This window comes from Maritalea sp. S77 (assembly GCF_049801075.1).
In the GTDB taxonomy this organism is placed as follows: domain Bacteria; phylum Pseudomonadota; class Alphaproteobacteria; order Rhizobiales; family Devosiaceae; genus Maritalea.
Map to the genome: position 1 here is coordinate 14428 of NZ_JBNAGG010000007.1, position 26058 is coordinate 40485.

Sequence of the window (26058 nt, forward strand, 5' to 3'; positions counted from 1 at the left end):
AACCTATCCTGCACTTATTATTTGGGTGCCCGCTGCTTCCGCCGCCTGCGCAAAGGCTGCCGAAGGGGCACCATCCATCACGATAAAATCTAACTCGCCAATATCGGCAATCCGCACCGGCGCGTTGATTTCAAATTTAGATTGATCCACCACCAAAATGCGGGTGCGGGCATTGCGCAAAATGGCGCGCGCCACCGCCACTTCGCGGGCATCAAAATCAAGAATTGCCCCATCATCATCGATGGAAGATGCGCCAATCACCGCATAGTCGGCCTTGTAGCGAGAGATGAACTCAACTGCGTCGTCGCCCACCACGGCCCCATCGCTTTGGCGCACCATGCCACCCACCTGCACAAGGCTGGCCAGCGGCGCAGCCGAGAGCAGACCAATAATGTTGATATTGTTGGTGATCACCCGCAAATCTTTATGCTTGGTCAGGGCGCTGGCCACCTGTTCTGTGGTGGTGCCAATGTTTAAAATGACCGAGCACGCATCGGGGATGAGCTCTGCCGCCTTGCGCCCAATTGCGCTTTTTGCAGCGATGTTGTTCATGCGCCGCGCTTCGTAGCTTAATGACGCGGTGGAGGCCAAGCGGCGCGCGCCGCCATGCATACGGGTGGCCAAACCGCGTTGACACAATGTGGCCAAGTCGCGCCGCACCGTCTGCTCGGTCACGTCAAAAAACCGCGCCAGACTGATGACATCAACCTGCCCGTCGCGGTTCAATAAATCCAAGATGTGATCCACCCGATTGGGCTGAGCCATGACGCAATTCCTTCGTTCCGCGCAACCTACAATGTTCGAACGAACATGTAAATCGACAAAACGAACATAAATTATGTTCAAAATTTAAGAATAGCTGTGCGTTCGCGCCTATCCTGCGTCGCAAATATAGCGATCATAAACATAGCCAACATCTGGATTGGCATTAAACATATCTGCCACCCCAAACATCGGCACCACTTCGCGCCAGCCATTTTCCGATTGTGGCTCCATGCTCCACATATAGGTGCCGGGGCCGAGGCGCGCGATCTCTTCGCAGCTGCTGTTGCCACAGGTGCGGAAGCTCAAATAATTGTCGCCATTTGGATCCAGCCCACACACGCGATAAAGCTCGCCCGTATAGGCATTTGCTGCACTGGCGGCAAAGGCCACGCCTAGCGCAAGGTTTAACCCAAGGATCAGTTTTTTCATAATTGGTGCGCCTTCATTATACGATTCATAGCCGATAGAGTGCCGGGCGTGAGGCCGCCCGGTCAATGAGCAATTTTGACAATGAAGGCTGAGAAATGCCTTAGCCGATTTCGGCCAACAACTCATCCGTCGTCACCTGTCGGCAATAGCCTTTAATGGTGTTCAACGAATTGTCGTGGCGGGCCTGGCTATAAGTGGCGCAGGCGTCTGTCACTTGAGTGACCAAATAACCCAAATCGCACGCATCGCGGATGGCGCTCTCCACGCATTGATCGGTGATGATGCCGGAGATTACCAATTGCTTTACGCCCAGATTGCGCAACACATAATCAATGTGGGTCGACACAAATACGGATGATGATGATTTGGGGAACACAATCTCATCGTCCGTTGGCTCAAGCTCATCAATCACTTTGCCATCCCATGAGCCTTTTGGCACGTTGAACCCGGTGATTTTATAATCCAGTGACCGATCGCGGCCATCAAGGGTGAGGCTTTCAATAGTGGTGTATAGCACTTCCATTTTCTTAGCGCGGAAGGCTTTTTGCAGCTTTCGCATATTGGGCACAACCCGTTGCTGCATTTGCTCAAAGAACCAGCCATAGTCTTTTTCAAAGGCGGCATCGCTCAAATCTTTGAACTCGCCCCCGTCGCGCTTGGCAGCAAAGTTCTGCACATCGATGAACAACAGGCCAGATTGTTGCGGTTCGAGCGGAATATCACGGGAAAGTGGGGTCATTTCATATCATCCAATAATTGTGTGGTGGCCAGCGCCAATTGCGCGGCCCAAACTTTCTGCCCATTCTCATCTTCGATTTGATCATTGCGAATTTCAATCAAAGAATGGGGAATATTGTTGGTTTCGCCATGTTGCGGCACGAACCAGTCGCTTTCATCATCAATTTGATAAGGCTCGTTCATGCCAATGGCGAGATTTGGTTGTTCCTGATGAATATAGCTGGCCAAACGGGTCGGCGTTGCCGCATCGCCGCGATAAAGAAAGGCGAGGGGCCATGGCCGCGCGTCATCGCCCAATTGTGGCGTGAAGCTGTGGATGGACAATACCAAGCGAAAACGCTTGGAGTGAATGGCCGTTTCAACCGCATGGTGGAAGGGCCAAAAAATCTCATCAATCCGCTGCTGCCGCGCCGCAGCGTTTAGATTTTGATTGCCGGGGACCGGCACATTGTCGGCAATTTCTGGCATGGCGTCTGGCGCTTCTGGTGGGCGATTACAATCCACCACCAAGCGGCTATAGCGTTGCAAAATTGCAGGTGCATTGAGCAGCTTTGACATTTTTTTGGTGACGGCTGCGGCGCCAATGTCCCACCCTATATGCTTGTCCATATCGCTGTTGGACAGCTGCAAACCAAAAAGCTTTTCCGGCACTTTTTGGCCTGCATGTTCGCACACCAACAACACATCGGCGTCGCCATCAGGGTTTAAAAAGTCAATGGGGTTCGGGTCAGCGTCAGTTAAAAGACGCTGAGCATGTCTATTCAAAGTCAATGTGCGTCTCCTAAACTTTTTCGGCTTTCAAAGAAGCGGCAGGCAAGAGGCCATTGGGGCGCATCAGCAAGACTAGCACCACGAGGCCAAGGCCGATCGGGTCCCTAAATTCTTGCAATGCGGGCGGCAGGAAGGCCGCGAGATAGATCTCGATAAAGCCGAGCAAAAATCCGCCCGCCACAGCGCCGCGCAGACTGCCCAACCCGCCCAAAATGGCGGCGATAAAGGCCTTTAGCACGGGGGTGAAGCCCATAAGCGGATCAACCGAAGCCCGTTGGCTGACCCAAAGGATGGCGGCAACACCAGCCAACAGGCCGGAAATGGCGAACGCTCCGGCAATCACAGTGTTGGCGCGAATGCCCATCAAGCGGGCGACGGCGAAATCTTCTGCCGCGGCGCGCATGGCGATGCCATATTTTTGTTTGGACAAGAAGCGATCCAAGAAAATCAGCATAATGACGGTAGAAATGATGGCGACCAATTTATTGACGCCGATCACCAAACCGCCAATGGCAATGCTGCCGGATAATGCTTCAGGCAATAGGACCGGTTGCGAGCGTACGGAGATGAAGTTTTGGAATAAAACTTGCAAAATCATCGCCACCGCAAAGGAGGTGACCAACATGGTCGCCCCAGAACTGTTGCGCACGGGCCGGAAAGCAATCCGCTCCATCAACACCGCCGCAAAGGTGGAGGCCAACAGGGCGAGGGGCACAGCAAACACGAATGAAATGCCCGCCAAACCGCAATACATGAGCACATAGCCCGCAATGGTCATCAATTCACCATGGGCGAAATTGATCAGGCCCATAATGGAAAAGACCACCGCCAAGCCGAGCGCCAGAAGCGCATAAGTGCCACCAAGCGCGAAGGCATTGACCGTTTGTTGTAAAAAGAGTTCCATTTTACGCGCCCCCTAAATAGGCATTTTGCAAATTATTGCTGGCGGCTAGTTCTTTCGCGTCGCCAGAGGTGGCGATCTGCCCATTGGCAAGAACATAGGCGCGGTTGGCCACTTCAAGGGCCATGGAGACATTTTGCTCCACCACCAAAATGGTCACGCCTTGCTCATTCAATGTGGTGATCAATTCAAAAATCTGTTCGATAATTTTGGGCGCTAGGCCCAAGGACGGTTCGTCCAAAAGCAACATTTTGGGATTGCTCATCAAAGCCCGCCCCACGGCCAACATTTGCTGTTGCCCGCCTGAAAGCGTGCCCGCAAACTGGTCGCGCCGTTCTGCCAGAATGGGGAATAGCGTATAAACCCGATCCCAAGCGGCAGAAATTTCTTGCGCGTCCTTCATGCCGAACGCACCCATTTGCAGGTTTTCTGCGACACTCAATGTGCCAAAAACGCGGCGGCCTTCAGGTGACAATGTCATGCCCAAGCCGGGCAACATTTCGGGCCGCAAATTGGTAATATTTTGCCCATCAAAGTGCACCTCGCCGCCAAAGGTGGGCACCAGCCCTGCAATGGCATTCAAGGTGGATGATTTGCCGGCGCCGTTGGCGCCGAGCAGGGCAATAATCTCGCCCTGCTCAACTTTGAAATTGATCCCGTCAACCGCCTGGACCGCGCCATAGCGCACATCAAGCGAACGGACTTCTAATAGCGGTTGAACCATGATCAGTGCTCCTTAAGCCTTACTGCATCCGAGGCGCAGGAATGATGGCTGGGTTAGGTGATGGCTGGCCAATCAATTGACGCTCGCCATCCATAACCCCAATCAATGTGACTTCACGTACAGGCATACCGTTGGTGCCTTTGTAAGTGATCAGGCTTGTTGCACCCTGCACATTTTCCAAATTCGCAATGGCATCGCGCAACTCGTCTGAGCTGGCATCTGGCCCAGCGGCAAGGCTTGCAGCCTCAATCACTTTCGCCAAATCATAGCCAATCGCGTTAAAGACCGTTTGTGACTCTTCGCCATAGGTCTCTTTATATTTGGCGTTAAACTCAGCCATCGGGCTGTTTTCAGTTGGGTGACCTGCGGTGGTGAACACCAAACGGTCGGCCGCTGGCCCAATCGCAAATGTTGTTGGGCTGTCAATGCCGTCAGAGCCAATCACTTGGCTGGTGACGCCCGCGGCGCGCAACGCTTTGATGAAGGATGGGAAATCTGGCTCGTAAGCAGATGTCATCACCACGTCAGGCTGTGGGTCCATATTGGCAATGCGGGTGGAAATCGCAGAAAAGTCCTGCTGGCCGAGTGTGTAGGTGTCCTTACCCACAACTTCACCGCCCAATGACTCCATCACATCCGCGAAGTAAAGCGGCATAGATGTATATTGGGTATCCGGCGAATAAACGATATAGGCCGTTTCCATCCCTTGATCATATGCCCATTGTGCGGACACGGTGGCTTGCACGTTGTCGCCCGGGAAGTTGGCAAACATATAGTCGCCGCCAATCATCGGCAGGGTAGGTGATGATGCGCAGGTGGAAATCGCAGGCACTTGCGCGCTGCCCACAATTGAAATCGCCGCCAATGATGGGTCCGCATCACATGGCAGGATCAATACTTTTACGCCAGCGTCTACCAGCTCTTGCGTGGCGATGGCCGTTTGCGCAGCGTCCGACCGCACATCCTTTTCCACCAACTCAATTTTGAGGGTGCCACCAATGCCGCCTGCTGCGTTGATTTCATCAACGCCCATTCGCAAGCCTTCAACAACCGGGCCGTCATAATGTGCCAACGCGCCTGTTTGCGCAGTGGCAACGCCCACTTTAAGTGTTTCAGCATAGGCACTGCCCGTTACGGCCATGGCCAACATGCTGCTCATCAGCAAAGTCTTCTTCATGTCTTCCTCTCCTTTTATGGCAAGCCAGCTATGCTGACCGCCCCAAATAGGCTTCCACAACGGCCGGGTTATTTCGGACTTCTGCAGGTGTCCCCTCAGCAATCATTTTGCCTTCGTTTAAGACCGCGACGCGGTCACAAAGCTCATTGATCAGTTTTAGATCGTGATCGACGATCAGGATGCCGATGCCCAACTCCGCACAAAGCTTGCGCAAAGTCTCCATCAGATCATCAGTTTCTTCGCGGTTCATGCCCGCTGCTGGTTCATCCAAGAACAGCAAAGCTGGTTCGCAGGCGAGGGCACGGGCAATTTCCACCCGGCGCTGATCGCCATAAGAAAGCGTGCCGGAATCCTCATCCGCTCGATCCAAAAGACCCAGCCGCTCAAGCGCCGCATAAGTGCGCGCGTCCGCATTTTTGCCGCCGCGCGTGGACAAGGCCGCAACATGCACATTTTGATAAACCGTCAAATCCGGGAACAGGCGGATATTTTGGAAGGTGCGGGCGATGCCAAAATTGGCCACCTCATTAGACTTCCGCCCGATCAGTTCAGTGTCGCCCAATTTCACGCTGCCAACGGTTGGCTTGAGCACGCAAGACAACATGTTCATCACGGTGGTTTTGCCAGATCCGTTGGGACCGATCAGGCCAAAAATTTCCCCCGGCTTCAATCTAAATGAAACGTTATTTACTGCGGTTAATCCACCGAACTGCATCACCAGTCCACTTGCTTGCAGCTCGGTGCGCTCATCAATCGGCTGCGTGGCCGCTGGAGCATTCTGGGGTGAAATTTCGCGGGCAAAAATGCGTTCTTCCCATTCTTTTAGCCCCGCCAACCCATTGGCCTTGCGGAACATGGCGAATAGAATGATCAGGCCAATACCGATTTGCGTGGTGCCGAAAATGGTGGGCATTTCAAACCCGAACAGAGTGAAGCCGCTTTCAAATCGGCGCAAAATTTCGGTGATCAAGGTGATCACAACTGCACCTGTGAAGGCGCCTGTGACCGTTGACATGCCGCCAACAATCAACATGGACAGCAAGAAGAACGTGTCCGTGAAATAGAATTTTTTCGGGCTGAACGCCCCAAGGAAATGCGCCAACAAAGAGCCAGCCAATGCCATCAACATGGCACTGACGATAAAAGAAACGAGGCGTTCTTTTTGAATATTGATGCCGACCGCATTGGCGGCGATGGCATTATCGCGCCCGGCGCGCAAGCGCAAGCCAGACACTGAATCTCGATAGAGGCGCGCCACAATCAGCGCAATGATGCAGGCGATTGCCGCAGTCCAAAGCGTGGTTTCACGCGGCACGCCAAAAAAGGTTTGTGCGCCACGGGTAACGTCGCGCCAGCCAATGGTCACACCATGCACAATGATCAGTAGGCCCAGCGTGGCGATGGTAGCGGCGGAACCTTCCAGTCGGCCAATGGCAGCCCCAATAATGGCCGCGACCACACCGACAAACAGCACGGCCAGGAGGGTCGCCGAAACAAAGTCGAGTTGTGTGGTCGCCAACCAGCTTGGGAGGTTAGGTAAGGTCGCCGTTTTGAGTGGCACGGGCAGGGTGAGAAGCGCCGCGCAATAAGCGCCGATGCCCATAAAACCCACATGGCCAAAGCTCAAAATGCCGCTATTGCCGCTATAAACGCCAATCCCGGCCACCCCGATAAGGGAAATCAGAAACACGATCATTGTGCGCTCAAGCGCACCTGAGCCGAAGCTGGCAAGGCCGGCAATGGCCAATATCACCAGGAAAATCGCCGCAGATGCGAAAACAATATGGCGCTTTGGTGCTGTGATCATTTATTCTCCCCCACCAGATTGGTTGCATCTAGGATTTGATAAATATTTTTCAAAGTCAACAGTTAAAATTTTGATTGACGAATTTTTTTCATTTGCGATAATGGCAAATGTGGGGAGGACTTTTATGTCAGTACGGGTACAAATCGCCGAAAAGGCGGATGAATTTACCGCAAACGAGCGCAAATTAAGTTCAGCAATTTTGGCTGACTATCCCTTTGCGGGGCTGGCGCCAATCCAGACATTGGCTGAGAAAACCAATGTTTCTGCCCCCACCATCTCTCGCTTCGTGACCAAGCTCGGCTATGGCGGCTTTCAAGATTTTCAGCAGCAATTGATTGCCGAATTGAAAGAGGGCCAAAAATCGCCTGTGGATCTGCACCCCACCCGCCGACAGGTGGAAGGGGATGATTATTTGAAAGGATTTTTTCAGCGCGCTGAGCAATTGCTGCAAGAAACCTGCGAGATGATTTCCGCCAGCCAATTTGAACGGGTTTGCGCCATGCTTTCGGACGACAAGCGCGGGCTTTACCTTATTGGCGGGCGCATGAGTGATCCCATCGTACAATATTTGTCGCGCCATTTGCGGCAATATCGCGCCAATGTGTTTCACTTGCCCTCAGACCCTGAAGTTTGGCCCGAATATTTGCTGCGGATGCGCCCTAAAGATGTTTTGGTGACCATCGATTTTCGGCGGTATCAAAAATCGCTTGCGGAGCTGGCGCATAGGGCCGTGCACAATCAAGGCGCGCGGCTGGTGCTGATCACCGACAAATGGATGTCGCCCATCTCAAAAGATGCGCAAGAAGTTTTGCCTGTGCCCATTGATAGCGGCACGGTTTGGGACAGCTACGCCGCGACCTTGGCGCTTGTGGAAGCAATTGTCGCCCGAGTGACCGAAACCAATTGGGACCAAACCCGCAATCGTATCGAAGCTTGGGATGCGGCCCGCTTGAATTTTGAAGGACGTAAAAATGATCAATAGCCCTCTTGTTTTCGCTGCCACATGTGATCTTTCAGGTCAGGTGCGCGGCAAAGCCTATCCTTTGACCGAACGCGATGGCCGCGCCAAAAAAGGCATTGGCTGGGTGCCCACCAACAGTTTGATCACCTGTTTTGACACCATTGCGCCGTCACCTTTTGGCGCATTGGGCGATTTGGTGATTGTGCCGGATGAAGCAGCGGAGATTGCAGTTGAACTGGATAAAGGCCAACCTGCCGAGCGGCTGGCCCTAGGCGATGTCCGCAATTTAGACGGCACGCCTTGGGGGCTTTGCCCACGTTCGATCCTGCAAAATGCGCTTGATCGTTTGGACCGCGCAGCGGGCCTGCAAGTCAACGCCGCGTTCGAGCATGAATTTCAAATGCCCGATTTGGAGCTGCAGCCGGGCGAAGCGTTCAATTATGGCGCGTTTACCCATCACCGCACGTTCGGCGAAGGCTTGGTGGCGGCCATGGAAGCCGCAGGCATTGAGCCAGATACATTTTTGAAAGAATATGGCGCGCGCCAATTTGAAGTGACCAACGCACCTGCGCTGGGCAAAAAGGCTGCTGATTGGGCCGTATTATTGCGCGAGTTGACAAAGCGCTTGGCCCGCAGCATGGGCCATCATGCCAGTTTTGTGCCGATCATCGATCCGGATGGGGTGGGCAATGGCGTGCATGTGCATATCAGCTTTTTGAACAAAGACGATAAGCCCGCCACCTACGACGCGGATCATGAATATGGCATGAGCGCCACCACAGGCTCTTTCATTGCGGGCATATTGAAATATCTCGATAGCTTTTTGGCGCTCACTGCGCCGAGCGATATCTCTTATTTGCGACTCACCCCACATCGCTGGAGCGCGGCATACAATAATCTTGGCTATCATGACCGGGAAGCGTCCGTACGCATTTGCCCGATCACGGCGAAAGACGAAAAGAAGCGCGCCAAGCAATATAATTTTGAATTCCGCGCCGCCGATGCCGCCGCGTCACCTTATCTGGTGATGGCTGCTCTGGTACATGCGGGCGCGCAAGGCATTGAAGATCAATTGCCTATGCCTGAAGTGACACAAGAAGATTTGTCGGAACTGCCAGAAGATGAATTGCATCAGCGCGGCTATGTGCGTTTGCCACAAACTTTAAGCGAAGCGCTTGATCGGTTTGAGCAAAATGAAACTGTGCGCTCCTGGTTTGATCCGCAATTTAGCGAAGTTTATCTGGCCCTCAAACGGGAAGAGATCGAACATGTGAAAGACCTGTCCGACCTCAAAAAGTGTGCGCTTTATTCCAAGGTTTATTGATTGCGCAGAACAGCTTGACGGACTGGAGCAGACATGACCAGCACATCACTTTATAAGCGCGATGGGGCCGCCCTGTCGCCACTTCAAAAATTGCGGTTCTTTCCTCTTGCTGTTTCGGGCGGCGCGGGCAGTGTGCTGATCGAAGAGGGCGGGCGGGAATTGCTAGATCTGTCTGCGTCATGGGGTGCGGCGAGCCTTGGCCATAGCCATCCCGCCATGCGCACGGCCATCGATCAAGGGCTGGCCAATCAAGCTGGCGCATCAATCCTTTCGGGAACGAATGAGCCAGCGGTCAAACTGGCGGAAACTTTGTTGAAGCTAACGCCAGGTGCGAATGATCGTCGCGTATGGCTGGGGCATTCAGGCAGTGATGCGAATGAAACTGTCGCACGGGTGGTACCGGCTGCAACAGGGCGGTCGCGCATTATGGCGTTTTCGGGTGCTTATCATGGCGGCACACAGGGGTCGATGTCCGTTTCAGGGCACACGGCACAGGAAGGCGTAGCCAAGTCCGACGGGCTCACGCTGGTTCCCTATCCCGACCCGTTTCGCCCGTTTGAAGATGATCCCTCCGGAGAGGCCCTGTTGGCCCATATCGAGCATCTGCTCGCCACAAGCTGTCCCGGCGATGAAGTGGCGTGCTTCTTTATGGAACCTATCCAAGCCGATGGCGGCTTGATCGTACCGCCCGCAGGCTTTTTGTCCCGCCTGTCAAAACTGTGCGCGCATTACGGCATCTTGACGATTTGCGACGAGGTAAAAGTTGGCCTCGGGCGGACTGGACTTATGCACTGTTTCGAACATGAGAATTTTGTGCCGGATATTGTGGTGTTCGGCAAAGGGCTGGGCGGCGGCTTACCCATTTCAGCCATTGTCGGCCCCTCTTGGATAATGGATCACGCCCCTGCATTCTCCATGCAAACATTGCACGGTAATCCTGTTAGTGCGTCAGCCGCCTTGGCTGTGCTGACGACCATTCAAGCGGACAATCTTGCTGCAAGAGCGCAGAACACCGGTGGCATCCTTATGGATGAAATCGCTCGCGCATCGGCGCAGCAGCCAGAAGTAGGCGATATACGGGGGCGGGGTTTGGCCATTGGTGTTGAACTTGTCAAAAATGAAAATGGTGCGCCAAATGCGGAACTGGCGCAAAAAACCGTCTATCGCGCATGGCAGCTTGGTGCAGTCTTTTATTATGTCGGGATGAATTCCAACGTGCTCGAACTGACGCCGCCACTCATTTTGACTGAAGCCGAAGCAAAAACCGGCGCGCAAATATTGGCACAATCTATTCAAGATGCGGCTGCGGGCTTGGTCAGCGACGAGGATGTAGCCGAATTCGCAGGATGGTGATTGGCTTTTGCCGACCGGCAACCAACAAAAAAGGCGGCGCAGTGCGCCGCCCTTAAGCTTATTAACTTGATCCTAGATCACCAGCACAGGACGTTTAGATAGACCCGTCACTTTGTGCGACACGCTGCCCAGCAAATATTCTTCCACCGAGCCCATGCCGCGGCTGCCAATCACGATCAAATCATTATCATGTTTATCCGCGAATTTGACGATCGTTCGCGCTACTCCACCGGGTGAAACAAAGGCGTGCACATTTTTGCAGCCTGCATCTTTGGCAATGGCTTTCGCCCGCTCTGCCACTTCCGTGGCATGTTCGCGCATCACATCGTCCATATTGCCCGGCTCGTTGGGACGCACCATCGATAGGGACGCCTCCAACATAGAATGGTGGCGATACACCGTCAGGATGTTCAGTTTGGAGTCATCCTCGCGATTATAATGGATCAACTCGATGGCCTGATTGAGCGCTTTTTCCGCGCCCGGAGAGCCATCAAATGGGACCAAAATCGATTTAAACATCGTATCCTCCTTTATTTCGCAAATGCCAGATCACGCAGGAACAGCGCAATTTGCGGGAAGAAGATCATGGCCACAGCCACGCTGAGCAGGATGAAAATGAATGGCGGCGTACCGCGGATCACATCCATATATGGCCGCTTAAACACCGCGATAGCTGTGAAGATGTCACACCCAAATGGCGGCGTGGCGGAGCCAATGGCAACCTGCAGGGTAATGATTGTGCCCACCAATACAGGATCCAACCCCAGTGATTTCACAACCGGCGCGAATACCGGCACAAGGATCAGGATCACCACAATCGGGTCCACAAACATACAGCCGATAAAGAACGCGATCGAAATGACAAACAGCACTTCAATTCGACCCATCTCCGTGATGCCGATGGCGCCCAATATCTCCTGTGGCACTTGGGCAAAGGAAATCACCCAAGAAAAGGCGGCGCCAGCGCCGACCAAGATAAACACCACCGCAGTAATGAGCCCCGTTGATTTGGCAGTTTCATACACATTAGCAAGCGACATGGTGCGGAACACCACAACTTCAATGAAAAAGGCATAAAGCACACAAGCAGCCGCCGCTTCGGTGGGGCTGAATATGCCGCCATAAATCCCACCAATGATGATGACCGGGAAGCCCATCGGCCAAACGGCTTGTCGCAAGCTGGTGAGCCGCTCGCCCCAACTGGCTTTCTCTTCGGTCGGCACATTGTTGCGCACCGCATAAATGTAGCTGTAAATCGAGAACAGCACCAAAATCAAAAGACCTGGCCCAATGCCAGCAATGAACAATTCAGCGATTGAGGTTTGAGACACAACACCATAAATGATCATCCCGATGGACGGGGGGATCAGGAAAGCAATGTCACTGGCGTTCACAATCAAAGCCAGCACGAAACTGTCTTTGTAGCCAGCCTTCAACATGCGAGGCCGCAAGGGCGACCCAATCGCCACAACAGTTGCTTGTGTTGAGCCAGAAACGGCGCCAAACATGGTGCAGGCCGTTGCCGTTGACACGGCAAGCCCGCCTTTAATGTGCCCCACAAAGGACATCACCAAATTGATAAGCCGACCAGCGGATTGGCCGCGGGTCATAATGTCGGCTGCAAAAATGAACATGGGCACAGCAATCAATGATGCTGGCCGAATACCGCCCATCATTTGCTGCACCATGGTTTCCATCTGGCCAAAGCCATTGAACATCATAAAAAAGCCGATCGTGGCACCCACGATCAACGGAACCATCATCGGAAAGCCGAGCAAAAGCAGGACAATCATCGATAGAAAAACAATAGTAGCCATGATCTCCCCCCTTAGACTTCCGTCTCGCCGTCATCATACCCTTCAAGCACCGCGGTGGAGAGGTAGATGTCTTTCGACGTTAGATTTTTGATGGCGGTCAGCAAATATTGAACCCCGGTCATAAAGAACCCAACGGGCACCCAGACCAAAATCGTCCACACAGGAATTTGCAATGACGGCAACACGCGGCCACGAGAGGCTTGTGTGCCGATATAGTTCACCGCGTAATAACACAACCCAAACATGATCAAGGCAGTCGTCAACGCAATTAGAACCATCAATGTTTTGCGCAATTTCGGTGGCAACGCATCATAAATCGCCGACATGCGAATATGCCGACCATGACGCGCGGCATAGCTGATGCCTGCAAACGTGATCAAAATAATTAGAATTCGGTTCAGCTCTTCTGAGAAAAAAATTGAATTGCCGAGAAGATATCGGCCCACCACATTGGCGCTGGTGTTTAGAGCCATCAACAATACGCCAATGGCCAAAAAGAAGGATTCAATACGGCCTATCGCCGTATCAATCACCCCCAAAAAGCCCGGCAGCGCTGAATCAAGCTCCTTAAGCTCGTGCTCGTCGCTCATCGTGTTCTCCCCCACGCAGATCGAGAACTGTCCGGCCGCGCATACACGTCGGCCGAACAGATATAGCGTTCAGATGTGATTATTCAGCTGTTGCTTCCAAATCAGCCTTCATCTGTTCCAAAATGGCCTTGCCGCTATCGCCAGTCATCTCAATGAACTTGGCTTCAACTTCTGCAGCAGCATCCACAAAGCACTGGCGTTCTTCTTCGCTCAGCACCGTGACGGTCATTTCTGGCTTGGCTTCTTTGATCTTCGCAAGTTCCTGATCAGCCAAGTCTTGCTGGTACGTCACAATGTGATCATACGCCGCGTCCGCAGCATCCTCGATCACTTGCTGTTCTTCTTCACTCAAGGAGTTGTAAAAATCCTGGTTCGCCATCAAGGCGGTGGTGAAGTTGTTGTGACCAGCATAAGTGATGTGATCAGTCACTTCATAGATCTTGGTTGAATAAAGGAAGAAGGTCGGGTTTTCCTGACCTTGAATGATGTTGGTCTGCAAGCCGCCATATACCTCACCCCATGGCAATGGTGTTGGGGTCGCCCCAAATGCTTTGTAGCTTTCCACCAGAAGCGGGTTGGTCATCACACGGAATTTCACCTCGTTCAAGTCATCACATGACTTGACCGGGTTTTTCGTGGTCATGGCCACTTCGCCTTCAGGATACATGGAGAGCAGCTCGAGACCTTGATTGGCATATAGGCCCTCAAAGTCCTCATTAATGGCCTTACTTTCTTTATAGAAACGCGCCAAATGAGCTTGGTCAGTTGGCAACAAATAAGGCACGAAGAAAACTTGTGCTTCCGGAATCAGCGCACCGGTGAAACCGGGTGACTGGTTTACGAACTGCAGAATGCCGGCTTGAGCCTGCTCCATAATGTCAGCCGATTCACCGAGCGTACCGAACGGAAAAAGCTGAATTTCATGGTCTGAGTTTTTCTCAACTTCTTCTTTGAATTTTTGAGCATAAATACCTTGGACATCGGTCATCGCTTCTTCAAAAGCATAACGCCATGTGTCGGCTTGTGCAGCAGAAAGGCTCATGGCCATAACGCTGACGCCTGCAAGGGCTCCCAGTGTGCGTTTTGTGAGTTTTTTCACGTCTATCTCCCTAAAAAGTTGTGCTTTGTTCATCCTTTCTGGATAAAAAATTAAACCCCGACATGCCGCAATTGACGTGCCGATCTGCCTCACTATTGCGTGCCTAAACCACGCTGTCCACCCCTTGCGATTTCCGATATTCCATTGTTTTTATAAGGTTTCGGGCGCTGGCGACCGATTTTTCACCCGTCATGTTTTTGTTTTTCATGCGCCAAAAATACCAAAGAATTTGTACCCCATTTGGGGCGGTTAATGACATTTTAAGCTCAAACCATCTCTTTGTAGTTCGCGCGCACGCGCGCGCGTCATTGTTGCAAAAAGTTGAGCGAATTCGCGTAGTTGGCGCTTATTTATCATTATAAATTAGATGTAATTCCGGTTTTTGACTTTGCTCATGAAGCATCAATAACGAAACGAGATGGCATTTCTTGTCACCGTCAGAATTCTCGAAATTTTGAACCGCATCTGGCGCGTCAAATTGAAAAATTTAGGTGTTCTGATTTGCTGCAAAAAAGAATTCAAAAAAATGGGAATAAATAAATTTTATCTGCAAAAATTGGATTTATTCAGCGACAGGTTAGAAAATGGCGCGGCAGAGAGCCGCGCCAAAATGATTAAACACTCGCGATCAGACCGCCATCAATGCGGATGGTGCTGCCTGTGATATAGCTGGCTTTGTCGCTGGCCAAAAAGGCGGCGGCATCGCCATATTCTTTCGGGTCGCCATAGCGGCCAACAGGGATGGCAGCAACGCTTTCAGCCGAAACCTCTTCAACGCTTCTATTTTCGCGCTTCGCCTTTTGCTCATCCAAAAAGCTGATGCGTGGCGTGGCAATGCGGCCCGGCAAAATGATGTTGCTGGTGATGCCATCTTTGCCCACTTCGCGGGCCAAAGTTTTGGACCAGCCCACCAATGACAAACGCAACGCGTTAGAAAGGCCCAAATTTGGAATAGGCGCCACAACGCCTGACGATGTTGAGGTGATGATCCGGCCCCAACCGCGCTCTTTCATGCCCGGCAACACGCGATCTGTGATCGCGATGACGGACATAACCATCATGTCAAAGCTTTCGCGCCACAGGTCTGGCGCTTGGCCGGAAACAGTGCTTGGCTTTGGGCCGCCTGTATTGTTGACCAAAATATCCACTGAGCCCAACTCAGATTCAATTTTCGAAATATTGGTGTCGATTTGATCGAGCTTGCTCAGATCCCATTCAAGCGCGATGGCGTCGCCGCCATTGTCGCGAATGGCTTTGGCGTTGGCTTCTGCAGCGTCCAGATTAATGTCGCCAAGGGCCACTTTCACCCCTTCTTTCGCCAAAGAATTGGCCATTGCGCCGCCAAGGCCACCGCCTGCGCCCAACACCAAGGCCACTTTGCCCTTAATTCCAAAATCCATGTTTAACTCCTAACTTTAGTCAAGTTTCTCGCAGGCGAAATCGCCCGTGTCTTAATCTTCAAACCAATTGCTGTCACCACGGCGCACATAGCTGCCATCGCCTGCTGCGTTGCAGACTTTTTCGCCATCCCACGCCAATTGGCCGCGCAAATAAGTGCGGTCCACCGTCACGCTGAAGGTGCGGCCATCAAATGGGCTCCAATTGAGATCATCATGGGCATTGGCTGAATCCCAAATTTGCGGCTCGTTTTTCAAAATGGCGAAATCTGCATCCGCTCCCAATTGAATGCCACCCTTTTGCGGCCAGATGCCGAAAAAGCGGGCCGGGCGTTCGCACAACATTTCTGCTGTTAGCGAGGCTGCGTCCAAACCGCGTTGTTCAGCGGCGGTGTAAAAACAGGGCAACAAGGTTTCGAGGCCGGGAATGCCGGCACCCGCATCAAAGATGGAGGGGGTAAACTTATTGTCGATCGGCCAGCTTGAATGGTCAGAGCTGATAAAGCCGACGCGGCCCGCCAAAATCTCTTCCCACAAAACGTCAATTTCACCGGGGCGGATAGGTGGGTTCACCTTCATTTTCGCGCCCAGTTCCTCGCCATCAATCTCCGGGTCAAACCACAAATAATGCACGCACAATTCACCCGTGGCGCGATAACCATCAAAGGCATAATTGTCCACCAGCTGGAAACCACGTGCAGTGGTGAGATGCACAATATGTGCGTGGGCGTGGGCTGCCGCGCCTAGCTCCAAGAATTGCGCTGTGGCGGACAATTCGGCGGAAGCCGGACGGCTTTCAGAATGTGCGACCAGTCCATTTTTGCCCTCAGATTTCGCTTTGGCCATATAGGCATGGACCATGTCCTGATCTTCATTGTGCACACCCAACGGAATATCGGTCGGCGCCAACGCTTCAAAAATCTCAACCATTTGTGGAGTTTGAATGCGCGGGAAACGGGTGGGGTTACTTTCAAACGTCGAAATTTTGAAGGCGACCACGCCGCCATCAATTAGTGCGCCAATTTCACTCACATCTTGCCCGGGGGCGACGGTAGCATAAAGCGCCATATCCGCATGAGCGACATCTTCAATCGTGCGCACTTTATCGTCCAACCGCGCTTCGGTGTTCAGCGGATCAGGATTGTCATAAGGCATATCCACAAGAGTGGTCACGCCGCCAGCAATGGCCGAGCGGGTGGTGCTTTCAATGCCGGGCAAGCCGCCATAGGAACACGCATGGGTTTGACCATCCACCACGCCGGGCAGGATCACACCATTGGTGACCTTGTGCTGCTCTTTCGCTTCGGGCGCATCGCCTTCACCGATTGCAGCGATTTTGCCGTTTTTCACGCCAATCCACACATTATCGCGTACGCCTTCCGGCAATATTGCTGTGCCTTGCACCACCAAATCAAACATTACTTGTTCTCCCATAATTTAAATCGAGGGCATTGATGGCCAAGATGGTGCCAGCCTGCACCGGGTCCACCACCGGCATTTGAAGGTGCGCTTGCAGCGCCTCGCGATAAAGGCCAAGGCCCGCGCAGCCTAAAATCACCACATCTGCCCCAACTTGATCCCGCAAGGTTACGCCAATTTCACCCAAGCCCTGGGTGACATCACTGGCCATCAATTCCGGCACGCTGATATTGATCGCGCGGTCGCCCGCCATGCGCTTTTCAAGTTTCAATTTTTCCAAATAGCGAAGGTGACGCCCGATGGACGAAGGCCCCATGGAGATGATGCCAAAGGCGCTGCCCAACCCAAGGGCAGTAAGGTAAGCGCTTTCGGCAATGCCAAACACAGGTTTGTTGGTCGTCGCACGCACTTCTTCAATGCCCGGATCAGAAAAGCAGGCGATGACAAATGCATCAGCATCGCTTTGCGCCACCGCTTCCAAAATGTGCGGCACCACCTCAATCACATGATCATCATTTTCAATGCCCGGAGGGGATTTTGCCAGCTCGATACAGTCCACCTGATGTGCTGTGCGTTGATTCACCTCTGCCAAACATTCATCCATCGATTTGGTCACCGATTTGGAGCTGTTTGGATTGATCACCAAAATTTTTGCCATTGAGCCCTCCGATGAGTCAGCTTTTAAAATATTACGTGATATATCACAAGCATATTATTTTGACTTTCGTGCAATGATTAGCCAAAAGGGAGAGACAAGACGCGCAGGACGGGCCCATGGACCAAGAGATAAAACCGAAAAAATCCACATCTTTGACCGAGCAAGCCTATATGGCGCTGCGTGAAAAGGTGATCACGTGCGAATTGGCGCCCGGGTCGGATGTGTCAGAACCAGAGCTGGCGGAACAGCTCGCCATGAGCAAAACACCGGTGCGCGAAGCCATGAGTCGCCTGTGCCTTGAAGGCTTGATGGAAGCTTTTCCCCGCCGCGGCTATCGGGTGACCCCGGTCACGGTGAAGGATATGAATGATCTGTTTGCCGTACGCGCCATATTGGAAGGTGCCGCCGCGGCGCTGGCCGCCACGCATATTAATGCTGAAGAGCTATCTGTTTTGGAGGAACTGGCCGAGGCAGAATATGTAATGGGGGAGGGGATGAGCACCAAGGGCTTTGTGGCCCGCAACCAAATGTTCCACGCCGCCATCGCCCAAGGATCAAAAAACCCGCGATTGCACGCGCTGATTATGCGGCACTTGGAAGAGGGAACCCGCTTTTTATATATGGGCACCCGCGCTCGCGATGTGAATTTTGAGACCAATAGCGATCACCAAAAGATTGTCGACACGCTGCGCGCGCGCAACGCAGAACGTGCGCGTGAACAGATGGCCCAGCATATAGAAAATACGCGCCAAGGCTTATTACAAGCGCTGATTTCTCAAACAGAAATGAATGTGAGTTTTTAGCGACGGGCGCTTATTTCGCGGGCTTTGCAGCTTCTTTGGCCAAACGCAGTGCCTTTAGGCGTGCGATATTATCGCTAATGGCCTTTGCTTTTTGCTCGGCTTCTGTCAGCGATGTTTTGGCATTTTTTTGTAGCGCAGCGAAACGTTCTTCAGCGCGCTCACGGGCATTATCGGCCATCGAGTGACCTTTCATAATGAGATAGGGCCGCGCAATGAATGCGCGGCCCAAATCATCTTAGTCAACCAAAGAAAGGTTGGCAGCTGATTGCTTGCCGTCACGGCCGCTCTCTAGCTCATAAGAAACTTTCTGACCTTCAGCGAGGCCTGAAAGACCTGCGCGCTCAACGGCAGAAATATGAACGAAAGCATCTTTGCTGCCGTCTTCCGGTGAAATAAAGCCGAAGCCTTTAGTTGTGTTGAAAAATTTAACAGTGCCGATTGTCATGGCATATACCTTATATAGAAAGCTCCGCGCACATTGGGCGCACAAGCGAATTTCCCACGGGCAACATGCCCAAGGGGTGCAACGTTCTAGAAATCAGGGGAAGCCAAACGAACCGGGTAACCGGCAGATCAGATAGCCAATGATGGCTCGAAACGTGGGCGCTATATGCGCCTTTTTTGCTCAATTGGCAAGCGAAATAAAATATTTCCCTGTTGCACCCTGCCAAATCACAAGGCCGCACTCGGTGCGGGGCCAAATATATCATATTTTTGAAATGAGGGGCCGATATCGTCCGCAATGGATTGACGGCAGGCGCCAAACCAATATAACGGCCCCAACCATTTGGACCTTGGTGAGATGCCAAGGTGGCTCTTCCAGCCGCCGATCCGCTGGATAATCAGAATAAAGAACTCCAAACACAAATAAGCCAAAGCGCTTATGGGTACAAAATCATCATGTTGAATCTCTCTCATTACCGCCAACAATGGTTCGGCAACATTCGCGGCGATATTCTCTCAGGCATTGTCGTGGCCCTTGCCCTTATTCCTGAAGCCATTGCCTTTTCCATCATTGCAGGCGTTGACCCGAAAGTCGGGCTTTATGCCAGTTTCTCTATCGCTGTGATCATCGCTTTTGTGGGCGGTCGCCCCGGCATGATTTCTGCGGCCACTGCTGCCACCGCCGTTTTGATGGTGACCTTGGTCAAAGAACATGGGTTGCAATATTTGCTTGCCGCCACTGTGTTGGCAGGTCTGTTGCAAATCGGCGCAGGCTTCCTCAAGCTCGGTTATGTCATGCGCTTTGTGTCCAAATCGGTAATGACCGGTTTTGTGAACGCATTGGCCATCTTGATCTTTATGGCGCAATTGCCCGAACTTGACCCCAGCAAGGTACCGCCGCTCACCTATCTATTGGTAGCGCTTGGCCTTGCGATTATCTACCTGTTTCCCCGCATCACCAAAGCCGTGCCGTCGCCGCTTGTCACCATTATCGTGCTGACCATTCTAGCAGTGGCCTTGGGCCTAGATGTGCGCACCGTAGGCGATATGGGCGAACTGCCGGACACATTGCCTGTTTTCCTAATCCCGGACATTCCGCTGAACTTTGAGACCTTGCAGATCATCTTCCCTTATTCCTTGGCTGTGGCCGTTGTGGGGTTGCTGGAAAGCTTGATGACGCAGCAAATTGTTGACGATTTGACCGACACCAATTCAGACCGCAACCAAGAATGTATCGGACAAGGCATCGCCAACACAGCCACCGGCTTTATTGGCGGCATGGCCGGCTGTGCCATGATTGGCCAATCGATCATCAATGTGAAGTCTGGCGGTCGTGGGCGACTTTCGGCCTTTATCGCTGGCTCGGTTCTGCTGGTGATGGTTGTGATCCTTGACGATATCGTTTCGATCATTCCAATGGCAGCGCTTGTGGCGATCATGATCATGGTGTCCATTGGCACATTCTCCTGGTCATCGATCAAGAATTTGAAAGAGCATCCCAAATCATCATCCATCGTGATGGTGGCCACCGTGTTCTTTGTGATCTACACCCACAATCTCGCCATTGGCGTTTTGGTGGGCGTGTTGCTCTCTGGCATTTTCTTCGCTTGGAAGATCGCGCAATTGTTCCGCGTGCGCACAGAAATCACCGAAGATGGCAGCCACCGGACATACTTTGTTGAGGGGCAACTTTTCTTTGCCTCAAGCGAAGATTTTATGAAAAGCTTCGACTTCAAAGAAGCGCCGGAAAAAGTTACCATCGATGTCAGCCGTGCCCATATTTGGGACATTTCATCCGTTGCCGCATTGGATATGGCGGTGCTGAAATTCCGGCGTGACGGAGCCGAGGTGGACATTGTGGGGCTGAACGCAGCTTCAGAAACCATTGTTGACCGGCTCGCCATTCACGATAAGCCGGGTGCGCTTGATGAATTGATGGGGCACTAGGGGAGAAAAATAATGCAAAGCCAAACCATTTTAGCCCTGGTTGATGGGTCTGCCTATTCCGAAAGCGTCTGTCATTATGCAGCGTGGATGGCCCAACGCACCACGTCAAAGGTGAAAGTCTATCACATTATGGGCCGCCGCACCGCGTCAGAGTCTGACGATTTGAGCGGTGCCATCGTGTTGGGCGCGCGCACGCAGTTGCTCGACAAGCTGAGCGCGCTCGATATGGAGCGTTCAAAGCTGGCACAGGAGCATGGCCGGGCCATTCTTGAGGATGCCAAAACCATCATCCAAGGCGATGGCGACATTGAAGTGCAAACCCGCTTGCGGCAAGGCGATTTGGTGGAAACCATCGCCGCCAAAGAAGAAACGGGCGATGTGATCGTAGTGGGCAAACGTGGCGAAGCGCACAAAATGGCCTCTGGTCATTTGGGTTCCAATCTGGAACGAGTGATCCGCGCCAGCCATAAGCCTGTGCTGGTGGCCAACCGTGCCTTTACCCCAGTGAAAAAAGTGCTGGTGGCCTTCGATGGCGGCGCATCATCATTGAAGGCAATTGATTTGGTGGCCACATCGTCGCTTTATCAGGGACTTGAGATCACGCTCGCCTATGTGGGCAAGCCTTCTGACAAAGTGCAATCTGCCCTTGATGCGGCAACCGAAAAGTTGAAGGCGGCCGGGCTCAACACAGAGCAAAAACTGCTGAGCGGCGATGCCGACAAAGCCTTGGCGGATATGACCAATAATGAAGATTATCAATTGCTGGTGATGGGCGCCTTTAGCCACTCGCGCTTGCGCTCATTGTTTATCGGCTCCACTACCATGGAGATGATCCGCGCCTGCAAAATTGCCATTATGCTGGTGCACTAAGCAGTTTTGACAGTGCTAGATTTTTGATGCCGGGAGGGGTGACCGTCCCGGCATTTTTATGGGCAGCAGATCAAATCAGTTTGTGACCCAGCTTTTTGAGCCGCCAGAAATAGGCGAGCATAAGCATGACAAACACCACATCGCCCAAAATAACGACCATTGCAAAGTTTGACGTCCAACCGTTTAAAAACATAAACAGCAAATTCAGCGCAAAAAGCGCCTTGCCCAACCCGCCGATCATAACGATCCCGGTGTGGCGCACCGGATTATAAGCGACCAGCAAAAATCCTATGCCATATAGGAATGCAGTGCCCCACGCACCGCGATAAATAGCGATCATAACCGGATTTGTGAGGGCGCTACCGAACTCACGCTCAAACATTGCAACCGTGTCCGTTAAGCCCGGAATGGCCCCGGCAAAGTTCCAAATGGCCGCGACAATAAAAAGCGTTCGCATCAAGCCAAGCTCTCGCTTGCCCAGTTCAGATGTGTCTGCTGCCATTTCCATTTTGTGTCTTTCCTCTGATCAATTCACATTTGCCATTGCATTAAAATATAACGCGTTATAATTTAATAGCAGCATTGGTGTCAATATTGTTGAATTCGCCAAAGGAGCAAAGACCATTCCCAAGAGCCCAAAACCCGCGAAGGGCCGCCCAGCCCTCACAGATAGAGATATTGAGCGCACCCGAGATTACATTGCTGCTTGTGCGCTGCGGCTTTTCCAAAGGGATGGCTTTGAGGCAATTTCGATGCGCAAAATCGCAAAGGAAGCTGACCTGACGGCGATGACAATCTATCGATATTTCGACGGAAAGATCGAAATTCTCAGCAAAATTTGGGTTCAAATATTTGCCGACTTGTTTGATCAGTTAGAGATTCAGATAGAGCAGGCGCAAAGCCCGGAGCAAAGATTGCGTGTGGCGGCACTGGGCTATGTCAAATATTGGCTGGACAATCGGGAGCATTATTTTTTGGTTTTTATGTCCAAGGGCATTCAACAAACAGATGTTAAAGGCTTTATTGAACATGCAGATACTTTGGCGCGGTTCGACATTTTCCGGCGCTGCTTGGCCGAGATATTTCCGTCCCCCTCAGCGCAGGCCCTTGTGCGGCTAAAGTCAGAGCTGTTGATTTGTACGTTGAATGGCATTGCGCAAAATCTGATTACCGTGAGCAGCTACCCGTGGGCGCCGCCTGAAGAGATTGTACAGCAGGCGATAAATGGCATTATTTCCGCGCAAGGTGACTTTTGACGCCGCCTTTGAGGCATAGAAACACGTTCTATACATCAAAAATATGTGCTATTGTGAGTTATAGAAAGGAATTCTATCACTCATGCACTGGAATTGGCAGCATAAAAATTGGCCCAACTTCACCTATGATGCGGAGGCGCTGAAAGAACTTGAAGCGCAGTTCCAACATCAGGCTGGCATTACGTTGGGCACCCTCAAACATATCCAAAATGACCCGAAAAACGAACTCATTGTTGATCTGATCAGCACCGAGGCGGTCAAGACATCTGAAATTGAGGGCGAGTATTTAAACCGGGATTCCGTTCAATCCTCAGTTAAGCGCAATTTCGGCCTTGATACCAAACAAGGGCGCGCTTCGCCAGCGGAGCAGGGGATCGCCGAAATGATGGTGGATCTTTACAAAACATTCGAAGCGCCTCTTTCAGCAGAAAAATTGAGGGACTGGCATCGCATGTTGACCGCGGGGCGACGTGATCTTTCAGACATCGGCCGCTTTCGCCAGCATGAAGAGCCGATGCAAATTGTCTCCGGTGCGGTCTATGCCCCAAAAGTGCATTTCGAGGCCCCACCATCTGACCAGGTGCCCGAGGAAATGGCCCGCTATATCTCTTGGTTCAATGATCTGCCAACGGCAACCCCGTTGACCAATGCCGCCATCGCCCATCTCTATTTTGAATGCATTCACCCCTTTGAGGATGGCAATGGGCGGATTGGCCGGGCCCTTTCAGAAAAGTTGCTATCGCAGGCGATTGGCCAGCCCACCTTGCTGGCGCTGTCGCAAACGATCGAGGGCAACCGCAAAAGCTATTACCAACATCTCGAACGCTACAATAAGGGCCTCGAGATCACAGGCTGGATCGACTATTTCGCCCGCACCATTCTGGAAGCGCAGCTTTACTCTCAAAATTTAATCGAGTTTTTGTTGGCCAAAACCAAACTCTATGACCGCCTACAAGGCCAGCTCAATGAGCGCCAAAGCAAAGTCATTGAACGCATGTTTCGAGAGGGACCAAGCGGTTTCAAGGGTGGCCTGAGCGCCGACAATTATATAACAATCACCGGCGCCACACGCGCCACCACAACGCGCGACCTCGCCGATCTCGTAGAAAAAGACGCCCTAAGCCGCACCGGCGAACGCCGCTACACCCGCTATTGGTTGAAGGTTGAGTGATTTACAATCAATTCATAAGTTCCATAAGATATATTACGCGCTTAAATGTTTGCAACAAATCGCAAAATGGCTCAAGCTAGCCCCCAATCACCCAACACAAAGTGCGCCGAAGAGTGGGCTGTCGTTGCCTAGTTTGGCGGGGTGGAGTTCGGGTTGGAAGATGGTTGGCTCCGTCGCTAGCTGATCGGTGATAAGCTGGATGAAGCCGTCGGCTAGGCCTATTGATCCGCCGATGGCGATGCGTTGGAGGGCGAAGATGCTGGTGAGGTCAGCGATTTGGATGGCGATGGCGTGGGCGGCGCGGGTAATGAGTTGGCTGGCCCATTGGCTTCCGTCTTGATGGGCGGCATAGATGGCTTTGGCGTCAAACTCCTCGTGGCCGAGCGCTGCTGCCGCGGCGGCTAAGGCACGGCCGCCTGCAACGCTTTCAACGGTGCCAAACCGGCCGCTGCCGCACATTTGATCGCCGAGTGGAGAGCGCATAAAGCCAATATGACCTGCCAATCCATTGGGGCTGATCAGGGGCTGTCCATCGAGAACTATGCCACCGCCAACACCTGTTGAAATGGTAATGTATCCGAAACGCGAGATGTTGCGCCCTGCCCCAAAATGGGCTTCGCCACAGGCTGCAGCCGCGGCATCATTTATAAGCGACACACGGTCGCCAAACCGCAATTGAAGCGCGTTGCGCACATCGATATTTTTGATCTGCGGCAATGTCTCGCCGTTTACAGCAGACCATAGGCCGCTCTGATCAACACAGCCTGTTAACGCAACGCCCAAACGATCACCATGGCGAAAGCCGAGATTGGCGAGTAATTTTTCCATGGCCGCGCACAGGTCTTCAAATGGCGCGTCGGCTTGCGTTGGGATTTGAGCTTTTTCAACCAGTTGGTTTTTTGAAAAGCGGGCAGCGGCGAGCTTGGTGCCGCCAAGATCAAGGGCAAACCCTTCCAAGCTTTTATCCATTTGGCGCCTCTGCACTAAACCAGCTTGTCATGATCTCGAGCCGCGTCAGCGCCGTACCGACGGTCACGGCGTCTGCCCCGTGCACAAATCCTTCACGGGCGCGTGCTGGTGAGGTGTATCGTCCCTCAGCCATGGTGAACAAGCCGAGCCGCTTAAGTTTGCGCACCATGACGTAATCGGGGACGTCCTGGTCTGATGCTAAATGCTCACCCAAATAGCCCGAAAGGGTGGAGCCCAAAATTTGAGCCCCTTCTTCGGTGGCGCGTCGCCCATCGCTCAACTCGCCGCAATCTGCCATGGCTACCTTGCCTTGTGCCACAATTCCAGCAGCAAGGTCGGCAGTGGAATGTGGTCGTGTTCGATCCGTTCCATCATAGGCGATGACGTCCGCCCCCGCGTCGGCCAGCGCTATTACATCTTCTAAAAAAGGTGTAATCCGCACAGGGCTATTTGGTAAATCGCGTTTCACAATGCCGATGATGGGGGCCGTGAGATGCGGCCGCACGGCTTGCACATTCTCAACTCCTTCAATGCGTACTGCTTTGGCTCCGCCAGCAATTGCTGCTTGGGCCATCGCCGCTACAATTTGCGGGTGGTCCATTGGGCCATGATCAACTGGTTGGCAGGACACAACGATACCGCCACGCATTTGCTCTAAAACAGACATG

Annotated in this window: 28 protein-coding genes and 1 other annotated feature; of the genes, 8 read left to right on the plus strand and 20 right to left on the minus strand. The window is 52.5% G+C overall.

The genetic code is table 11. The annotated features are described in order from the left end of the window. Positions 1 to 3 precede the first annotated feature (3 nt). The 8 genes from ACP15Y_RS16420 to ACP15Y_RS16455 form a co-directional block, all read right to left on the minus strand. Positions 4 to 765, minus strand: coding sequence for a DeoR/GlpR family DNA-binding transcription regulator (locus ACP15Y_RS16420; RefSeq protein ID WP_424984195.1), 762 nt, complete (start codon positions 763 to 765; stop codon positions 4 to 6). A gap of 108 nt (positions 766 to 873) precedes the next feature. After that, positions 874 to 1194 carry a hypothetical protein gene (locus ACP15Y_RS16425; RefSeq protein WP_424984196.1) on the minus strand — a complete coding sequence of 107 codons (321 nt, stop codon included), beginning with the start codon at positions 1192 to 1194 and terminating at the stop codon, positions 874 to 876. Positions 1195 to 1294: 100 nt separating this feature from the next. Further along, positions 1295 to 1933 carry an isochorismatase family cysteine hydrolase gene (locus ACP15Y_RS16430; RefSeq protein ID WP_424984197.1) on the minus strand — a complete coding sequence of 213 codons (639 nt, stop codon included), beginning with the start codon at positions 1931 to 1933 and terminating at the stop codon, positions 1295 to 1297. Then, the gene (locus ACP15Y_RS16435) at positions 1930 to 2703 is read right to left on the minus strand and encodes an N-formylglutamate amidohydrolase (RefSeq protein ID WP_424984198.1); all 774 of its coding nucleotides are present in this window, start codon (positions 2701 to 2703) and stop codon (positions 1930 to 1932) included. Before ACP15Y_RS16435 ends, ACP15Y_RS16430 begins: the two co-directional genes overlap by 4 nt. A 10-nt stretch (positions 2704 to 2713) precedes the next feature. Continuing rightward, positions 2714 to 3607, minus strand: a complete 894-nt coding sequence (locus tag ACP15Y_RS16440) for a branched-chain amino acid ABC transporter permease (protein WP_424984199.1) — start codon at positions 3605 to 3607, stop codon at positions 2714 to 2716. Between the two features lies 1 nt (position 3608). Continuing rightward, on the minus strand, positions 3609 to 4328 hold the full coding sequence (locus tag ACP15Y_RS16445) for an ABC transporter ATP-binding protein (RefSeq protein WP_424984200.1): 720 nt from the start codon (positions 4326 to 4328) through the stop codon (positions 3609 to 3611). 19 nt (positions 4329 to 4347) lie between these two features. Next, positions 4348 to 5505 carry an ABC transporter substrate-binding protein gene (locus ACP15Y_RS16450; protein WP_424984201.1) on the minus strand — a complete coding sequence of 386 codons (1158 nt, stop codon included), beginning with the start codon at positions 5503 to 5505 and terminating at the stop codon, positions 4348 to 4350. A gap of 28 nt (positions 5506 to 5533) precedes the next feature. Continuing rightward, entirely contained in the window at positions 5534 to 7312 is a 1779-nt protein-coding gene (locus tag ACP15Y_RS16455) for a branched-chain amino acid ABC transporter ATP-binding protein/permease (RefSeq protein ID WP_424984203.1), read from the minus strand. Positions 7313 to 7436: 124 nt separating this feature from the next. Here ACP15Y_RS16455 and ACP15Y_RS16460 point away from each other — a divergent pair, with 124 nt between their 5' ends. The 3 genes from ACP15Y_RS16460 to ACP15Y_RS16470 are packed head-to-tail and all read left to right on the plus strand — an operon-like array spanning position 7437 to position 10950. Continuing rightward, positions 7437 to 8294: a MurR/RpiR family transcriptional regulator gene (locus tag ACP15Y_RS16460; protein WP_424984204.1), complete on the plus strand. Its 858-nt coding sequence runs from the start codon at positions 7437 to 7439 to the stop codon at positions 8292 to 8294. Next, complete coding sequence (locus ACP15Y_RS16465) at positions 8284 to 9597, plus strand: glutamine synthetase family protein (protein ID WP_424984205.1); 1314 nt, start codon at positions 8284 to 8286, stop codon at positions 9595 to 9597. The genes ACP15Y_RS16460 and ACP15Y_RS16465 overlap by 11 nt, the downstream gene beginning before the upstream one ends. A gap of 33 nt (positions 9598 to 9630) precedes the next feature. After that, positions 9631 to 10950, plus strand: coding sequence for an aspartate aminotransferase family protein (locus ACP15Y_RS16470; RefSeq protein ID WP_424984206.1), 1320 nt, complete (start codon positions 9631 to 9633; stop codon positions 10948 to 10950). Positions 10951 to 11022: 72 nt separating this feature from the next. Here the strand turns inward: ACP15Y_RS16470 and ACP15Y_RS16475 are convergent, their stop codons facing one another. The 7 genes from ACP15Y_RS16475 to ACP15Y_RS16505 form a co-directional block, all read right to left on the minus strand. Further along, the gene (locus tag ACP15Y_RS16475; protein WP_424984207.1) at positions 11023 to 11469 is read right to left on the minus strand and encodes a universal stress protein; all 447 of its coding nucleotides are present in this window, start codon (positions 11467 to 11469) and stop codon (positions 11023 to 11025) included. Positions 11470 to 11480: 11 nt separating this feature from the next. Further along, positions 11481 to 12767: a TRAP transporter large permease gene (locus ACP15Y_RS16480; RefSeq protein ID WP_424984208.1), complete on the minus strand. Its 1287-nt coding sequence runs from the start codon at positions 12765 to 12767 to the stop codon at positions 11481 to 11483. Positions 12768 to 12778: 11 nt separating this feature from the next. Then, positions 12779 to 13357 (minus strand): TRAP transporter small permease, encoded by a 579-nt coding sequence (locus tag ACP15Y_RS16485; protein ID WP_424984209.1) that lies wholly within the window; start codon positions 13355 to 13357, stop codon positions 12779 to 12781. A gap of 79 nt (positions 13358 to 13436) precedes the next feature. After that, entirely contained in the window at positions 13437 to 14456 is a 1020-nt protein-coding gene (dctP, locus tag ACP15Y_RS16490; RefSeq protein WP_424984210.1) for a TRAP transporter substrate-binding protein DctP, read from the minus strand. 614 nt (positions 14457 to 15070) lie between these two features. Continuing rightward, positions 15071 to 15856, minus strand: a complete 786-nt coding sequence (locus ACP15Y_RS16495) for an SDR family oxidoreductase (RefSeq protein ID WP_424984211.1) — start codon at positions 15854 to 15856, stop codon at positions 15071 to 15073. Between the two features lie 51 nt (positions 15857 to 15907). Then, positions 15908 to 17272, minus strand: coding sequence for a dihydroorotase (locus tag ACP15Y_RS16500; RefSeq protein ID WP_424984212.1), 1365 nt, complete (start codon positions 17270 to 17272; stop codon positions 15908 to 15910). Next, positions 17265 to 17930, minus strand: coding sequence for an aspartate/glutamate racemase family protein (locus tag ACP15Y_RS16505; protein WP_424984214.1), 666 nt, complete (start codon positions 17928 to 17930; stop codon positions 17265 to 17267). Before ACP15Y_RS16505 ends, ACP15Y_RS16500 begins: the two co-directional genes overlap by 8 nt. Before the next feature lie 116 nt (positions 17931 to 18046). Here ACP15Y_RS16505 and ACP15Y_RS16510 point away from each other — a divergent pair, with 116 nt between their 5' ends. Beyond that, the gene (locus ACP15Y_RS16510) at positions 18047 to 18733 is read left to right on the plus strand and encodes a GntR family transcriptional regulator (RefSeq protein WP_424984215.1); all 687 of its coding nucleotides are present in this window, start codon (positions 18047 to 18049) and stop codon (positions 18731 to 18733) included. Between the two features lie 10 nt (positions 18734 to 18743). Here ACP15Y_RS16510 and ACP15Y_RS16515 read toward each other — a convergent pair whose 3' ends face one another. Both ACP15Y_RS16515 and ACP15Y_RS16520 read right to left on the minus strand, forming a co-directional pair. Beyond that, a complete protein-coding gene (locus ACP15Y_RS16515) occupies positions 18744 to 18911 on the minus strand; it encodes a hypothetical protein (protein ID WP_424984216.1) in 168 nt (55 codons plus the stop codon). 57 nt (positions 18912 to 18968) lie between these two features. After that, on the minus strand, positions 18969 to 19178 hold the full coding sequence (locus ACP15Y_RS16520) for a cold-shock protein (RefSeq protein WP_424984217.1): 210 nt from the start codon (positions 19176 to 19178) through the stop codon (positions 18969 to 18971). A gap of 341 nt (positions 19179 to 19519) precedes the next feature. Beyond that, positions 19520 to 19577, plus strand: a sequence feature (sul1 is cis-regulatory element that is thought to sense ions involved in sulfur or methionine metabolism; They are found in Alphaproteobacteria). 56 nt (positions 19578 to 19633) lie between these two features. On the opposite strand from ACP15Y_RS16520, the gene ACP15Y_RS16525 reads away from it, so the two are divergent. Together ACP15Y_RS16525 and ACP15Y_RS16530 are read left to right on the plus strand one after the other, a co-directional pair. Next, positions 19634 to 21124 (plus strand): SulP family inorganic anion transporter, encoded by a 1491-nt coding sequence (locus ACP15Y_RS16525; protein ID WP_424984218.1) that lies wholly within the window; start codon positions 19634 to 19636, stop codon positions 21122 to 21124. Positions 21125 to 21136: 12 nt separating this feature from the next. Continuing rightward, complete coding sequence (locus ACP15Y_RS16530) at positions 21137 to 21994, plus strand: universal stress protein (RefSeq protein WP_424984219.1); 858 nt, start codon at positions 21137 to 21139, stop codon at positions 21992 to 21994. A gap of 70 nt (positions 21995 to 22064) precedes the next feature. Here the strand turns inward: ACP15Y_RS16530 and ACP15Y_RS16535 are convergent, their stop codons facing one another. Further along, on the minus strand, positions 22065 to 22502 hold the full coding sequence (locus ACP15Y_RS16535) for a hypothetical protein (RefSeq protein ID WP_424984220.1): 438 nt from the start codon (positions 22500 to 22502) through the stop codon (positions 22065 to 22067). A 205-nt stretch (positions 22503 to 22707) separates the two neighbouring features. On the opposite strand from ACP15Y_RS16535, the gene ACP15Y_RS16540 reads away from it, so the two are divergent. Beyond that, the gene (locus ACP15Y_RS16540) at positions 22708 to 23250 is read left to right on the plus strand and encodes a TetR/AcrR family transcriptional regulator (protein WP_424984281.1); all 543 of its coding nucleotides are present in this window, start codon (positions 22708 to 22710) and stop codon (positions 23248 to 23250) included. A gap of 82 nt (positions 23251 to 23332) precedes the next feature. After that, positions 23333 to 24421: a Fic family protein gene (locus ACP15Y_RS16545; protein WP_424984221.1), complete on the plus strand. Its 1089-nt coding sequence runs from the start codon at positions 23333 to 23335 to the stop codon at positions 24419 to 24421. Positions 24422 to 24508: 87 nt separating this feature from the next. Here the strand turns inward: ACP15Y_RS16545 and ACP15Y_RS16550 are convergent, their stop codons facing one another. Next, complete coding sequence (locus tag ACP15Y_RS16550; RefSeq protein WP_424984222.1) at positions 24509 to 25390, minus strand: ROK family protein; 882 nt, start codon at positions 25388 to 25390, stop codon at positions 24509 to 24511. Next, the gene (locus tag ACP15Y_RS16555) at positions 25383 to 26057 is read right to left on the minus strand and encodes an N-acetylmannosamine-6-phosphate 2-epimerase (protein ID WP_424984223.1); all 675 of its coding nucleotides are present in this window, start codon (positions 26055 to 26057) and stop codon (positions 25383 to 25385) included. The genes ACP15Y_RS16550 and ACP15Y_RS16555 overlap by 8 nt, the downstream gene beginning before the upstream one ends. Position 26058 lies beyond the last annotated feature (1 nt).